At 70.8% G+C, this 13991-nt stretch carries 15 protein-coding genes and 1 riboswitch; of the genes, 8 read left to right on the plus strand and 7 right to left on the minus strand.

All coding sequences use genetic code 11. From position 1 onward, the window contains the following. Positions 1 to 57 precede the first annotated feature (57 nt). Together ACFVFQ_RS13965 and ACFVFQ_RS13970 are read right to left on the minus strand one after the other, a co-directional pair. Positions 58 to 1053, minus strand: a complete 996-nt coding sequence (locus ACFVFQ_RS13965) for a FecCD family ABC transporter permease (RefSeq protein WP_383414386.1) — start codon at positions 1051 to 1053, stop codon at positions 58 to 60. A 26-nt stretch (positions 1054 to 1079) separates the two neighbouring features. After that, positions 1080 to 2066, minus strand: a complete 987-nt coding sequence (locus tag ACFVFQ_RS13970; RefSeq protein WP_383414089.1) for an ABC transporter substrate-binding protein — start codon at positions 2064 to 2066, stop codon at positions 1080 to 1082. Positions 2067 to 2102: 36 nt separating this feature from the next. Further along, positions 2103 to 2273, minus strand: a riboswitch (cobalamin riboswitch). Positions 2274 to 2303: 30 nt separating this feature from the next. On the opposite strand from ACFVFQ_RS13970, the gene ACFVFQ_RS13975 reads away from it, so the two are divergent. The 3 genes from ACFVFQ_RS13975 to tpx all read left to right on the plus strand — a co-directional run bounded on the left by ACFVFQ_RS13975 (position 2304) and on the right by tpx (position 4556). Beyond that, the gene (locus ACFVFQ_RS13975) at positions 2304 to 3020 is read left to right on the plus strand and encodes a ferric iron reductase (protein WP_383414092.1); all 717 of its coding nucleotides are present in this window, start codon (positions 2304 to 2306) and stop codon (positions 3018 to 3020) included. A 166-nt stretch (positions 3021 to 3186) separates the two neighbouring features. Beyond that, positions 3187 to 3915, plus strand: a complete 729-nt coding sequence (locus ACFVFQ_RS13980) for a WXG100 family type VII secretion target (RefSeq protein ID WP_383414095.1) — start codon at positions 3187 to 3189, stop codon at positions 3913 to 3915. A 140-nt stretch (positions 3916 to 4055) separates the two neighbouring features. Beyond that, positions 4056 to 4556, plus strand: a complete 501-nt coding sequence (tpx, locus tag ACFVFQ_RS13985) for a thiol peroxidase (protein ID WP_383414097.1) — start codon at positions 4056 to 4058, stop codon at positions 4554 to 4556. A 91-nt stretch (positions 4557 to 4647) separates the two neighbouring features. Here tpx and ACFVFQ_RS13990 read toward each other — a convergent pair whose 3' ends face one another. Continuing rightward, positions 4648 to 5508 (minus strand): helix-turn-helix domain-containing protein, encoded by an 861-nt coding sequence (locus ACFVFQ_RS13990; RefSeq protein ID WP_383414100.1) that lies wholly within the window; start codon positions 5506 to 5508, stop codon positions 4648 to 4650. A 198-nt stretch (positions 5509 to 5706) separates the two neighbouring features. Between ACFVFQ_RS13990 and ACFVFQ_RS13995 the strand changes: the two genes are divergently transcribed. Both ACFVFQ_RS13995 and ACFVFQ_RS14000 read left to right on the plus strand, forming a co-directional pair. Next, positions 5707 to 6609, plus strand: a complete 903-nt coding sequence (locus ACFVFQ_RS13995) for an MBL fold metallo-hydrolase (RefSeq protein ID WP_383414103.1) — start codon at positions 5707 to 5709, stop codon at positions 6607 to 6609. Between the two features lie 41 nt (positions 6610 to 6650). Continuing rightward, entirely contained in the window at positions 6651 to 8096 is a 1446-nt protein-coding gene (locus ACFVFQ_RS14000; RefSeq protein ID WP_383414106.1) for a carboxylesterase/lipase family protein, read from the plus strand. A gap of 43 nt (positions 8097 to 8139) precedes the next feature. On the opposite strand, the gene ACFVFQ_RS14005 is transcribed toward ACFVFQ_RS14000, so the two are convergent. The 3 genes from ACFVFQ_RS14005 to ACFVFQ_RS14015 all read right to left on the minus strand — a co-directional run bounded on the left by ACFVFQ_RS14005 (position 8140) and on the right by ACFVFQ_RS14015 (position 11524). Beyond that, complete coding sequence (locus tag ACFVFQ_RS14005; protein ID WP_383414109.1) at positions 8140 to 9156, minus strand: DNA-directed RNA polymerase subunit alpha; 1017 nt, start codon at positions 9154 to 9156, stop codon at positions 8140 to 8142. 413 nt (positions 9157 to 9569) lie between these two features. Then, the gene (locus ACFVFQ_RS14010) at positions 9570 to 11048 is read right to left on the minus strand and encodes an MFS transporter (protein ID WP_383414111.1); all 1479 of its coding nucleotides are present in this window, start codon (positions 11046 to 11048) and stop codon (positions 9570 to 9572) included. Further along, positions 11045 to 11524, minus strand: coding sequence for a MarR family winged helix-turn-helix transcriptional regulator (locus ACFVFQ_RS14015; RefSeq protein ID WP_383414114.1), 480 nt, complete (start codon positions 11522 to 11524; stop codon positions 11045 to 11047). The genes ACFVFQ_RS14010 and ACFVFQ_RS14015 overlap by 4 nt, the downstream gene beginning before the upstream one ends. A gap of 185 nt (positions 11525 to 11709) precedes the next feature. Here ACFVFQ_RS14015 and ACFVFQ_RS14020 point away from each other — a divergent pair, with 185 nt between their 5' ends. Then, entirely contained in the window at positions 11710 to 11925 is a 216-nt protein-coding gene (locus ACFVFQ_RS14020) for a hypothetical protein (protein ID WP_383414117.1), read from the plus strand. Positions 11926 to 12067: 142 nt separating this feature from the next. Then, a complete protein-coding gene (locus ACFVFQ_RS14025; protein WP_383414120.1) occupies positions 12068 to 12619 on the plus strand; it encodes a DUF1707 domain-containing protein in 552 nt (183 codons plus the stop codon). Between the two features lie 173 nt (positions 12620 to 12792). Here ACFVFQ_RS14025 and ACFVFQ_RS14030 read toward each other — a convergent pair whose 3' ends face one another. Continuing rightward, positions 12793 to 13371, minus strand: a complete 579-nt coding sequence (locus ACFVFQ_RS14030) for a TetR/AcrR family transcriptional regulator (protein ID WP_383414123.1) — start codon at positions 13369 to 13371, stop codon at positions 12793 to 12795. Positions 13372 to 13463: 92 nt separating this feature from the next. On the opposite strand from ACFVFQ_RS14030, the gene ACFVFQ_RS14035 reads away from it, so the two are divergent. Further along, a complete protein-coding gene (locus tag ACFVFQ_RS14035; protein WP_383414126.1) occupies positions 13464 to 13910 on the plus strand; it encodes an anthrone oxygenase family protein in 447 nt (148 codons plus the stop codon). The last annotated feature ends 81 nt before the right edge of the window (positions 13911 to 13991 follow it).

Raw genomic sequence — 13991 nt, forward strand, 5'->3', positions numbered from 1 at the left:
GCTCGCCCTCGCATTCGCGAGGCGCGCACCTTCTCATGATGCGCTCGCTACGCTCGCTCATGCCAACCCCTTGCGGTACATCAGCCACAGGAAGGTGGGACCGCCGGCCAGGGCGGTGACGATGCCCACGGGGATCTCCTCGGGGCTGATCACCGTACGGGCGAGCAGGTCCGCACAGATCAGGAAGGCCGCGCCGAGCAGCGCGGCGACGGGCAGGGCGCGCCGGTGGTTGGCGCCGACCAACAGCCGGGTGATGTGCGGCATCATCAGCCCGACGAAGCCGATCGCGCCGCTGACCGCGACCATCACCCCGGTCAGCAGGGCGCACAGGACGAAGAGCAGGGCCCGGAAGCGCCCGACGTTCAACCCCAGTGCGGCGGCGGCCTCGTCGCCGGCCAGCAGCACGTTGAGGTGCCTGGCGGTGCCCAACAGGGCGATGGTACCGAGCAGTACGGCGGCGGCCGGCAGCCACAGGGCGTCCCAACCGGTGCCGCCCAGTCCGCCGAGCATCCACTGGAGCGCCGACTGGGCCTTCTGCGCCTGGTCGGAGGTGACGATCAGGAAGCTGGCCACGGCCGACAGGACCTGTCCGGTGGCGACCCCGGCGAGGATCAGCCGGACCGTGGTCATCCGACCGCCGGCCCGCGCCAGTGCGTAGACGATCAGCAGGGCCGCCAGTCCGCCCAGGAACGCGGCGGCGGAGACCGAGTAGTGCCCGAAGACCGTGACGCCGCAGACCACCACCAGGACCGCGCCGACGCCGGCGCCGGAGGAGACGCCCAACAGGCCGGGATCGGCGAGGGGGTTGCGGACCAGTGCCTGGAGCGCCATGCCGCAGACCGACAGTCCGGCGCCCACCGTGGCGCCGAGCAACACCCTGGGCATCCGGACGTCCAGCACGATGGTCTCCCGCACCCGCGGCCAGTCGGCATCGACCAGGGACGGCACGACCCGGTGGGCCAGGACGCGCCAGACCTCCCCGGGCGGCACCGCGACCGAGCCGAGCGCGACCGCGCAGGTGGCCACTGCCAGGAGCAGAACGATCAGTCCCATCACCAGCGCCCCGTACCGGTATCGGGTCACCGGAAGGAGCCCGGATGCAGTTGCCGGGCCAGCGTCTCGACGGCCGCGGGCACCCGCACGCCCAACACCGTCGAGCTCAACGGCAGTACGGCGAACCGCCGGTGACGGATGGCCGGCACGTCCTTCAGGGCCGGCTGAGAGAGCAGGAAGTCCTTCTTGGCGGAAATCGGCGTGTCACCGTAGTCGTAGAGCACGATGACCTCGGGGGCGCGCTGGGCGACCTGCTCGAAGGAGACGTTGCCGAAGGTCTTGTCGAGGTCGGCGAAGACGTTGCGGCCCCCGGCCCGCTTGACCAGGTCGTTGCCGATGCCGGCGCCGCCCGCGGTGAACGCGGTCTGTTCCCCGCTGTCGTAGACGAACGTCGTGACCGGCTGGGTGTCGGCCAGTTGGGACGCAACGCCGTCGAGGGTGCGGTGATGGGAGGCGACCAGTTTCTCGGCCCGGTCCGGCACCCCGAAGATCCGGCCGATGGTGCGGATCTCGCGGTCGTCGGTGTCCTGCGTCACCGGTCCGCCGGGGCAGTTCTCGATGTTGAGGTAGGTGTCGATGCCGGCCTTGCCGAGCGTGGCCCGGCCGCGGCCCTGGGACTGGTCGAAGGCGCTGGCGAAACCGCCGTAGACGAAGTCCGGTTCGGCGGACAGCAGCGTCTCCTCGTCCGGGTAGTGCTTGGCGAGCACCCGGATCCCGTCGTAGGCGGCCCGGTATGGGGGCAGCACGGTGTCGTCGCGGTAGGCGGTGCCGACCATGGACTTCTGGAGTCCCAACGCCAGCATGATCTCGGTGGCGTGCTGATTGAGCGTCACCGCCCGGGTCGGTGGGCGCTGATAGGTGGTGGTGACGCCGCAGTTGTGCACGGCGTACGGAAAGCCCTTGGCGGCGGGCGCCGGTGAGGTCGGGCCGGACGTGGGGGTGGCGGAGCCACAACCGGCGACCAGCAGCAGGCAGAGGGCTGCGGCCAGGCCGGGAAGCACGCGTATGCGCATGACGAAGGGGAAATCCTCTCACCGGAACCGGGCCGGAGTCGGGGTACGGCAGTGGGCCAGTCTCCTGACTCCCGGATCGACGCTCCCCTCGGCCTTCCCGCCTTGCGGCCGTGGCCTTCTGTTGAGGTTCGCTCCCCGGTCACAGTGGCGCGACCGCGCCGGATTTGCACCGGCTTCCTGGCATCCGCCGTCATTCTAAAGGTTCGGTTTTCCTGGCGTGTGACAGGATGTCCGGCCATGGCTGCCTCCCCGGACACCGACCGCGCCCTGCGGATCCTGCCGCAACTCGCCGGCCTCGGCCGCTTCTTCGACGTCGGTACGGGCCCGGTTCCCGTCGAGGCCCGCCCCTGGACCGAGTTGGCGACCGACCGCGCCGCGCTCGCCGGCCGGGTCGACGGCGTCGCGCACCGCCTGGCGCCGGTGGAACGGCGGGTGGCGGCCTCGGTGATGTTCCAGGGCCTGGCGGCCCGGGTCTGGTCCCCGCTGATCGGCTCCCACCTCTGCCACGACGCCCTGCTCGACCTCTCCCCCGACACGCTTGCCTGGCTCCCCGCCCCGGGCGGCGCGGTGCCGCTGCACCACCCCCGGCCCGCCGTGCTCCGCGACGCGGCACCGGCCGCGGTGTACGAACGCGGCCTTCGCCTGCTGGAGCCGGTCGCCGCGGCGCTCCGGGGCCTGCTGCCGATCTCCCCGCGGGTGCTGTGGGGCAACTCCGCGTCCACGGTGGCCGAGGCGCTCGGTGCCGTCACCGCGGCCCGCCCCGACCTGACGGAACGGGCCCGCGGGCTGGGCGCGGCACTGACCGAGCACGGCCGGCATGCGGGACTGGGCACCTGGATACCCGGGGCACCGCGGCCCAACTTCGGCTATCGACGCCTGAGTTGCTGCCTCTACCACCGCAAGCCCGGCGTGACTCCGTGCGGGGACTGCGTACTGCGCAGCCGCGTACGGTAACCCCGGTGCCGTAGGGCACCGGAACGCACCTTCGGTGAGCGCCAATCACCGATATCGACAACCCATCGCGTCTCCTGGACGAAACCTGACCGTCCGTTTGCCCTGCTTTTGAGTGCCGGCGCTACGTTGCAACGACGGGGCAGTCCGGATTCGGGGGGAGCGCGCGGTGGCACTGGAACTACCCGACGCGGTGGTGTCGTTTCTCGACTTCATCGGCGTCCACTGGCCCAACGTCAACGAGGACAAGGTCCGCGAATTCGCCGAGCACGTAAGGGAGTTCAGCAACAACCTCCAGCAGAGCCACCAGGACGCCAGCTCGCTGGTGGAGCAGCTCTCCGAGGTCTACCAGGGCCAGTCCTACGAGGCCCTGATGTCCAAGTGGAGCCAGATGTCCTCCAGCCACATGCAGGAACTGGTCACCGCGTGCAACACCGTGGCGACCGCCCTGGACGCCGCGGCCGGCGTCATCGTCGGCATGAAGGTGGCGGCCATCGCCGAACTGGTGGCGCTGGCCATCTCGTTCGTCGCGGACCAGGCCGCCGCGGCCGTCACCTTCGGCATCGCCGAGGCGGCGGAGGCCGGCATCATCGCGGCGGCCCGCAAGGCGACGAGCTATCTGGAACAGCAGTTGGAGCAGTACGTCATCGGCGAGGTGATCGAGGCCGCCATCACCCCGCTCGTCGAGGTGGTCGGGAAGGCGGTGAGCGGGCTCGTCTACGAGGGCACCGCCAAGGCCCTCGGGGTGCCGGCCGGCGGGGGCGGGGCGGGCGGCAGCTTCTCCGTCCACCCCCAGGAACTGCACGCCCGCTCGGAGACGCTGGCCGCGCACGCCCAGACGGTCGCCTCGCACGCCGAGAACTTCACCAACAAGGTGAGCGGTGTGAGCTTCGACTGACGCCGCGGACCCGGATCGCCGGGGAGCGGCCGGGGCCGATGCGCGCCCAGTGGTCGAGGTGTCGCCTCGCCCGGGGTGCACTGGTGCGCGCTCGATAGGATCGCAGCGTTGGCACAAGCACTCTCAGGAGGCGTTTTCTCATGGCGAAGGTCACGTTGAAGGGCAACCCGGTTTCGGTCGGCGGCTCCCTTCCCCAGCCGGGCGACACCGCTCCGGCGTTCACGCTGGTCGGCGCGGGCCTGGCGGACCGCTCCCTCAAGGACTTCGCCGGCAAGCGCAAGGTCCTCAGCATCTTCCCCAGCGTCGACACCCCCACGTGCGCGGCCTCCGTGCGCAAGTTCAACTCCGTGGCCAACGAGCTCGCGGACACGGTGGTGCTGTGCATCTCCGCCGACCTGCCGTTCGCGCAGGCGCGGTTCTGCGGTTCGGAGGACCTGGAGAACGTCCACAACCTGTCCGCCTTCCGCAACCGGGAGTTCCTCACCGAGTACGGCGTGGCGATCGAGGACGGCCCGCTGGCCGGCCTGGCGGCCCGTGCCGTGATCGTGCTGGACGCCGAGGACAAGGTCGTGCACGCCCAGCTCGTCCCGGAGATCTCCGAGGAGCCGGAGTACGACGCCGCCCTCGCCGCGCTCAAGTAGGCGCACGCCCGGGCGGTGCCCGGAGCGGGGCAACAACGCCGGCCCGCCGTCCGTTTCCACCTGGGAACGGGCGGCGGGCCGACGCATGCCGTCAGTGCGCCCGGGCGGACGCGACGCCCCGCACCAACCCCCTGAGCACGCCCTCCGAGCGACTCCCCTCCTCCGCGGTGACCAGCACCAGTGACTGGTCCGGTGTGCGGGCGAGTACCAGGATCTGCTGGGTGACCGTGAGCTCACCCACCACCGGGTGGCGCAGCCGGTACGCGTCCGCTTCGCACGGCCGGATCCGATGGTCGTTCCAGAGCGCGGCGAACTCGGCGGACTGCTCGGACAGTTCGCCTACCAGGGTGGCCAACAGCGCGTCCTCGGGGTGGCGTCCGGCGACCTGTCGCAGATGCCCGACGACCGCCCGTGCCTTGCGTTCCCAGTCCGCGTAGAGGTCCCTGGCGTGCGGGTCGAGAAAGGTCATGCGGGCCAGGTTCGGCCGGTCGGCGGGCCGGTCGGGCGCGGTGGCATCCAGATGACTGGCGAGGAGCGCGTGGGCCGGGGCGTTCCAGGCCAACACGTCCGTACGGCGGCCCAGGACCAGCGCCGGGGTGGGCCCGACCGAGCGCAACAGGTCGCGGGTCAGGGCGTCGATGCGTTCCACAGGAGGGCGGCCGAGGGGCCGTGGGCGCCGGGCGGCGAGCTCCCGCAGGTGGGTCCGCTCGTGCTCGTCCAGCCGTAGGGCGCCGGCGAGCGCCGCCAGCACGCCGTCGGAGGCGCGGACCGGCTGGTCCTGTTCGAGGCGGGTGTAGTACGAGACGCTGACGCCCGCCAACTGCGCAACCTCCTCGCGCCGCAGCCCCGCCACCCGCCGCACGCCGGGCAGCGTCGACAGGCCCACGTCATCGGGCCGCAGCCGCGCCCGCCGGGCCCGCAGGAACGCGCCGAGTTGGGGGGAATCCGCCATGCCCCGAGTATGCCCGCCGCCCCGTCCGTCAGCCTGCCCCTGCCGTGCATAGGCACGGCCCGGGACTGGTCCCCACCACGCTGTGACGCCAGGTTGAAAGCAGCCGCGGCACCAGGCAACCGGAGCACCGGAATGCCCGGACGCCGGGAACCAGGGGTGCCAGGCACCCGCACCATCGGCAACAGGACGGGATCTGCCATGCCGGACATCGTGCTCGGGGACGTCTCGATCACCCGGATCGTCGAGTACTACGGATCGGTCGAGTTGGCCCCGGCAACCTTCTTCCCCGACGCGCCGGAACATGCCTGGCACGCACACCGCGCCTGGCTGGCGCCGGACTTCGTCGACCTCGACGCGAACGCCTGCATCAGTGCGATCCAGACCTGGCTGCTGCGCAGCGAGGGTCGCACGATCCTGGTCGACACCGGCGTCGGCAACCACAAGGAACGCCCCTACTCGCCGGTCTGGAGCCGCCTCGACACCGACTTTCTCGGCGAACTGGCCCGGGCCGGCGTACGACCGGAGGACGTCGACCTCGTCATCAACACCCATCTCCACGTCGATCATGTCGGCTGGAACACCCGGCTCGACGGCCGCACCTGGGTGCCGACGTTCCCCAACGCCACCTATCTGATGCCGCGCCGCGACTTCGACTTCTGGAACCCGGCGAACGGCTACGCCGCCAGGCTGGGCCGCGGCAACCAGAACGTGTTCGAGGACAGCGTGGCCCCGGTGCACGAGGCGGGGCAGACCCTGCTGTGGGACGACGGCCACACCATCGACGCCAACCTGCGGCTCGACCTCGCCCCCGGACACACGCCCGGTTCCTCGGTGTTGACGCTGGCCTCGGGCACCGACCGGGCGCTGTTCGTCGGCGATCTGCTGCACACCCCGTTGCAGTTCGTGGCGCCCGACACCAACAGCTGCTTCTGCGAGGACCCGGCCGCCGCACGCGCCACCCGCCACCGACTGCTCGGAAACGCCAGCGACACCAACTCCCTGGTCCTGCCGGCACACCTGGGGGGACACGGCGGGGCGGAGGTCGTCCGCGACGGCAACACGTTCGCCATCAAGGCATGGGCGCCGTTCGCCCGCATCTGACGCCAGCGGTTCTCTTCGTCCCCTGAGAGCAGGAGATTTCCATGTCCGAACCATCCGTTCCATCCGAACTATCCGATCTGGTCGTCGCCACCGCCGACGGGTCCGTCCGCGGCGCCGCCACCAGCGACGGCGCGGTGCGGCGCTTCCTCGCCGTCCCCTACGCCGCGCCGCCGCGTGGCATCGGCCGTTTCGCGCCACCCCTCCCCCACGCACCCTGGACTGGCGTCCGTGACGCCGTCGCCCCGGGCCCCACCGCGCCGCAGCCGCGCCGCGACGCCTTCGGTGCGCTCGACATGTCGCCCTACTTCGGCCCCGGTTGGATCCGCGGCGACGACCACCTCACCGTCAACGTGTGGGCCCCGCGCGACGCCGAACGGTGCCCGGTGATGGTGTTCGTGCACGGCGGCGGCTTCGTCGCCGGATCGGGCCGCGCCCCCCTCTACGACGGCGCGGCCTTCGCCCGGGACGGCGTGGTCCTGGTGACCCTCAACTACCGCCTCGGCATCGCGGGCTTCCTCGACCTGCCCGGGGCGCCGCCCAACCGCGGCCTGCTCGACGTCATCGCCGCACTGCGCTGGGTGCGCCGCACCATCGAGGTCTTCGGCGGCGATCCGGGCAACGTCACGCTGTTCGGCCAGTCCGCCGGGGCCACGCTCGTCGCGGGGCTGCTCGCCGAGCCCTCGGCGGCGGGACTGTTCCGGCGCGCGATCGTGCAGAGCGGCAGCGGCCTCGGGGCGTTCTCCCCCGAACAGGCCGCCCGGGTGACGCACGCCGCCGCGGCAGCGCTCGGCACCGCGCCAACGGCCGCCGCCTTCGCCACCGTTCCCGACGACCAACTCATCGCGGTCATCCCTGAGTTGAGCGGCCTGGACCTGCGAACGCCGGACCACCCCGACCCTCTCATGGGGCTCAGCCCGTTCAGTCTCGTGTGCGAACGACAGCCCGCCGAGAGTCCGCTGGCCCGCGTTGGCCTCCTCGTCGGCACCAACACCGAGGAGGCCAACCTCTATCTCGCACCGCAGGGGAACCTGACGACCTCGACCGCCGAGGACGTCCGCCGCACCGCGGCCGCCGCATCCGACCAGCCCGAGGCGCTCATCGCCGCGACCCGGAACCGCCGGCCGGGCGCCGGCCACGGCGAAGTGCGCTCGGCACTGCTCGCCGACGCCCTGTTCGGCAACGGCAGCCGCAGACTGGCCGAGGCGCACGGGGACGCCCACGTCTACGAGTTCGGCTGGCGCTCACCGGCGGTCGACGGCCACCTCGGCGCCGCGCACACCGTGGAACTCCCCTTCGTCTTCGACCGCCTCGACCTGGCCGAACTGCGCGGTCCGCGGGGGCTGTTGGGCCCGGCCGAGCCGCCCGCGTCGCTCGCCGCCGAGCTGCACGCGGCCTGGGTCGCCTTCGCGCGCAGCGGCGACCCGGGCTGGCCGCCGTACGGACCGGAACGACGGGTCCACCGCTTCGGCACGGACGGTCGAAGCTGACCCCGAAGCGGCCTTGCGCGGCATCGTCGTGGATCAGAGCGGTTCAGTACTGCTCGGTCCCGGTGAAGCCCGTGTCGTTGCCCGCGTCGAAGGCGTCGGCCGCGGCGGTCGGGTCGAATCCGGGTGGGCTGTCCCTGAACGTGAGGCCCATGGCGGCCAGCTTCGCCTTGACCTCGTCGATCGACTTCGCACCGAAGTTACGGACGTCGAGCAGGTCCGCCTCGCTGCGCGCCACGAGCTCACCCACCGAGTGGATGCCCTCGCGCTTGAGGCAGTTGTAGGAGCGGACCGTGAGCTCCAACTCCTCGATCGGCACGGCCAGGTCGGCCGCCTGTGCGGCATCCGTCGGGGACGGGCCCATGTCGATGCCCTCGGCGTCGATGTTCAGCTCGCGGGCGAGACCGAACAACTCCACCAGCGTCTTACCGGCCGAGGCCATGGCGTCGCGCGGACGCATCGCCTCCTTCGTCTCGACATCGACGATCAGCTTGTCGAAGTCGGTGCGCTGCTCGACACGGGTCGCCTCGACCTTGTACGTGACCTTGAGCACCGGCGAGTAGATCGAGTCGACCGGGATACGGCCGATCTCCTGGCCGACCTGCTTGTTCTGGACGGCCGAGACATAGCCGCGACCGCGCTCGACGGTCAGCTCCAACTCCAGCCTGCCCTTGCCGTTCAGCGTGGCCAGGACCAGGTCGGGGTTGTGCACCTCGACACCGGCCGGCGGCGCGATGTCGGCGGCGGTGACGACGCCGGGGCCCTGCTTACGCAGGTACATCACGACCGGCTCATCCTGCTCGGAGGACACCACCAACTGCTTGACGTTCAGGATCAGGTCGGTGACGTCTTCCTTGACGCCGGGCACGGTGGTGAACTCGTGCAGCACGCCGTCGATCCGCATGCTGGTGACGGCAGCGCCGGGGATCGAGGAGAGCAGGGTCCGGCGCAGGGAGTTGCCGAGGGTGTAACCGAAGCCGGGCTCCAACGGCTCGATCACGAACCGGGAACGACATTCCTCCACGATCTCCTCGGTCAACGAGGGACGCTGAGCGATCAGCATGAGGTGTTGCCTCCAGTCTTCGCCACCCACAATTTGATGCCGCACCACCGGACGGCAACCCGATGTCGGTAGGACCAAGAGTAAGGGCGATGCGGATCACTGGCCGCATGCCTCGCGCAGACTCCGGACGGCAGTGCGCCGACCGGCAGGTGAGCCCGGTAGTCGTCGTCGGTGACCACGCCGCCAAGCACACAATATCCAGCGGACGAATGAGTCCACGCGTGCGGTTGTTGACGGCGGAGCCCACCCCCTGGAGCCGCGGCGATAGTGCATCGCCGAGCGCTGTGGTGGCCGGCGGCATGACCGCACGGCCCGGTCGACGGCAGTGTGCCACTCGGGGCGTTGACATGCCCGTGGAAAAGCAGCCGCGCCGAGGTCGTGGGCAGGGGTGCAGGAACCGGCAAGCCGCTGCGCTAGCTGCGGGGTTCGGTGGGGGTGTGCGCGGGCCTTGCGCTGGCCGTGGGCGCACCGGCCTTCCGATCCGTGTGACCGCGCATCAGGCGCCGGTCGAGGACGGTCAGTAGGAGGACGGCGGCGCCCGCCGTGGCCAGGACGAGGCCGAGGGTGTGCAGGCCGTGGTCGCTCGCGCCATCGCGGAAGACGATGCCGCCGATCACTGCGGAGGTGATGGACCCCAGGTATCCGAAGGTCCGGAACAGGCCGGAGGCGGTGCCGATGTGGTCGGGTGGCGCGGCGAGGTAGAGCGCGGTCTGGTTGCCGACCGTGGTGGCGGCGGACGTGATGCCGAAGACCAGGGACACCACCACGATCGCGAGCGCCGGACTGTGCGAGGTGAGCAGCATGATGCCGACCGAGCCGAGCGCCATCGTGACGGCCGCGGTGACCAGTGGTCCGCGCACCAGGTTGCGGCGGGAGAGCGGGCGCGAGAGCAGGGCGGAGACGGCGCCCATCGGCAGCAGCAGGAGCCCGGAGGCCACGGTCGACAGGCCGTGGGCGGCCTCCATCCACTGCGTCATCCCGTACATCACGGAGTAGACGCCGAGCAGGGTGAGGGCCTGGCGTAGGTAGGTGCGGGCGAGGGCGCCGTTGGCGGCCAGCCCCCGGAAGTCGAAGAATGGCGCGGCCCGGCGCAACTCCCACGCGACGGTGGGCACCGCGGCCACGGCGAGGACGAGCAAGGGGATCCACGCGACGCGCGGCAGGTCCATGAGAAAGACGACCAGAGCGGTCATCGACACGGCGAAGCCGAGAATGCCGGCGAGATCGATCCGGTCGGCGATCTTGCGCAGGCTGCTGTGCGCGCGGTCGAGGGGCGGGTCCTTGGGAAGCCAGTGCAGGGCCATTGCCATGGCCGCCGCGGTGACCGGGAGGTTGATCAGGAAGGCCCAGCGCCAGCCGGCGGCGCCGACCAGCAGTCCGCCGATCGGTGGGCCGACGGCGGAGGTCGCCATGCCGGCGATCGCGATACCGCCGAGCACTCCCCCGGGCGGTGAGTCGATCCCGGCCTCCGTAGCGCGGCGCCGGATCAGAACCATGGCGCAGGGGAACGCGGCGGAGGTGCCGATGCCGATCAGGACCCGGGCGGCGGTGAGCATCGCCAGGTTCCGCCCGAGGCCGCCGACCACACCGCCGAGGAGGACGAGCACGATGCCGGAGAGGAAGACGCGGCGTGCGCCGAGTACCTCCGCGAGCTTGCCCGCCGTGGGCTGGGCGACGGCGCTCGCCAGGTAGAGGGAGGAGACGAGCACGGCGGTGGCGCCGACCGCGACGTGCAGTTCGGTGGCGATCGGTACCAGAGCGGTCGCGATGATCGAGCTGTTGACGGGGTTCAGGGCGGAGCCGACGTAGAGCGGGGTGGTGAACGTCCGCCCGAAGGGCTCGGCGGCGAACGCCCGGCGCGCGACGCGGGTCGGCTCGGAGCCTCGCCTCATCTGCCACCGTCGCGCAGATCGGCGTCGGCGAGCCGCTCCAGCAGCTCGACGGCCTTCTCCAACTCCTTGATCTCGTCCGGGAGGACGACACGGTCGATGGCCCGCGCCAGGAAGGCGGCGCGGCCGGCCAGGAGTCCGTCGACCAACTCGGTCGCACCCGGGTCGGCACTCATCAGCTTCTTGCGGCCGTCCTGCGGATCGGGCTCGCCGTGAACGAGGCCGGCGGCCTTGAGCACGTTCAGGCTCTGCGCAATGGACTGCGTGCTGACGTGCTCCAACGCGGCGAGCCTGGCCGCCGTGACGGGGCCTTCCCGCACCACGCTTGCCAGCACGCCGAGTTGAGTGGGCGTCAGTCCGGTGGCGTGCTGCCCCGATTCCGTGCGCAAGCGGGCTCGCAGCCTTTTCATCGCGTCGTTGAGGCGTTGCGCGGTGGCAACGGACCGCCGTCGCGGCTTGGATTCCGGGTTCCGGGCCATGGCTTCAGCGTAAAACCCGTCAAGCAACTTCACCAAGTTACTTGTCGAGTTTTTTCTTGTCGGTTCAGGGCAGGAGAGGGACGCATGAGCAGTCAGGCCGGCGTCGGTAGCAGGGAGTGCAACTCCGTCAACTGATGGGCACGAGCAGACGACGGCGCCTGCTACCGAGCAACCGGGAGGCAGCTATGACGACCGATCCGACCGACCCGGACACCTATGCGGATGCGGGCACGGATTCCGATGTCGAGACCCCCGAGGCCGATGCGGCCGAGCAGCGCAGGGACCCCGCCCCGCACGACGACGATGCGCTGACCGACGCCGATCCCGATACCGCAAACGAGGCCGACCTGGCCGAGCAGGCACGCGTCGTGACACTCAACGAAGACGATTACCGTCCATAGCCGCGAACTCGCACTCAGCAACACCACGCGCGCGCCGGGCACTTGGCGGGTGCGGGTGCGTTGACGACCAAGCGCGGGGGGGCGTCGACACTTCACGGACCGTGGAGCGTTCGCTTCGCCGGTGCAGCAGTAGGCTGAGACGGTGACTCCCTTACCGGATCCACCGGAAGCCCCTCCGCCACGGATCGACGAAGACGACCGCGATGCGGCCGTTAGGCGCCTACAGGAGGCGTACAGCGAAGAGCTCATCTCCCACGAGGAGTTGGAGAGCCGCCTCCATCAGGTGCTCACCGCCAAGGCGCACGGCGAGCTCGCGTCGGCGCTGGCCGCACTCCCGGCGGAGCACCCGGGCACCGCGTCGACGATCGCCGTCATCAGCGGACGGATCCGGCGGCGCGGCGCATGGCGGGTACCTCGCAACCTCAAGGTCGAGTCCGCCTTCGGAAAGGTGCGCCTGGATCTGTCCCGGGCGGTCATCGAGCATCCGGTCGTCGACATCGAGCTGCAACTCGGCACCGGCGGGGCCCGGATCACGGTGCCTCGCGACGCGGTCGTTGACGTCGAGGGTTTGCGCACCACATGGAAGGACCTGCGCTACAAGGCCCCGCGGGGCACCCACCCCGGCGGGCCGAAGATCCGCATCTCCGGGGCCCTGGGATACGGACGATTGCAGATCCGCCACGCCCGGCGCTGAGGCCCGTCGGGCGCCAGAAGCACACATCCGGCGCTCCCGGAGCGAGTGCCTCGTCCGGGGTGTGCGCCCCAGTGCTCTGCGGCTGCGCCGTGTGGGCGCGAGTGCCCAGAGACACTGTCACCGGCAGGCAGCGGGGTCCAACGCCCCGGCTGTGCACCTGCCATGACGGAGCGTCAGAGTACCGCGAGCCGATCCACCAGCAGCTCCGTCCTGCGCTCGGCGTCCCCCGGCGGCAGCCGTCCCGCCCGGGTCAGGGTCGCCAACCCGTGCAGGGACGCCCAGAACACCTCGGTGAACATCCCCGGGTGGACACCGTCCCCGGCCACCTCGCCCAGGCTCTCCAGTAGCGCGGCGAAGGCGTCCTTGAGGGGTTCCGGGGTTTCCTCGTCCGCGAACACCAGGCCGCCGTCGAGCTGGAACATCGCGTCGTAGAGCGCCGGGTTGCGTTCGGCGAAGTCGAGGTAGGCGCGGGCGAGGGCGGTGACCCGGGCGCGCGGGCCGTCCGCGACGGAGACCGCGGCACGCACCGCCGCGGCCATCTCGGCGGCGCCTTCGAGGGCGACAGCGCCGATGATCTCCCGCTTGCCGCGGAAGTGGCTGTAGAGGACGGGCTGGCTGTACTCGATGCGCTCGGCGAGCCGGCGGGTGGTGACCGCGTCCCAGCCCTGCTGCTCGGCGAGTTCGCGAGCCGTCGCCACGATGAGGCGTTCGCGGTCCGCCCGTTCGCGCTGCTTGCGCTCCTGTACCGACATGGTTCGGATTCTAGCACCGCTAGACAATCGAGCGAGAGCAGCGCTAGCGTTGCCCCATCAGCTAGCAACGCTAGATCCCGGGAGAGGTCATCATGCTCAACGCACTTGAGGTCTTCACCACCGTGGTCGTCGGCATGATGGTGGGGGTGGAGTTCTCCGTCGCCTTCGTCATGAACCGGATCTTCACCGCACTCCCCGAGGACAGCGACCAACTCGCCCGCGCCCACGGGGGCCGGATGCTCGGCGCCGTGATGCCGGTCTGGTACATCGGCTCACTCGTCCTCGTCGCGGTCTGGGCCATCGCCAGGTGGCACCGCCAGGGCACGGGCCTCGTCGTCACCGCCGGCGCGCTGCTGATCGTGAGCGTGATCATGTCGATCCTGCTGCTGGTCCCGATCAACAACCGGGGCAAGACGTGGACCCCCGAGAACCGGCCCGCCGACTGGAAGGAGCAGATGAACCGCTGGGACCGCTTCCACTACGTCCGCGTCGCCGTCATCATCGCCGCCTTCGCCCTGCTGGTCGCCTCCCTCACCTGAACCGCGAGCCGGCACGGTGCCGACTGGACGCACCGCATGCGGACTCCACTCGCCGATCGACAGCTACGCCTCGACGAACTC

Origin of the sequence: Streptomyces sp. NPDC057743 (assembly GCF_042798755.1) — a bacterium.
Lineage (GTDB): Bacteria > Actinomycetota > Actinomycetes > Streptomycetales > Streptomycetaceae > Streptomyces.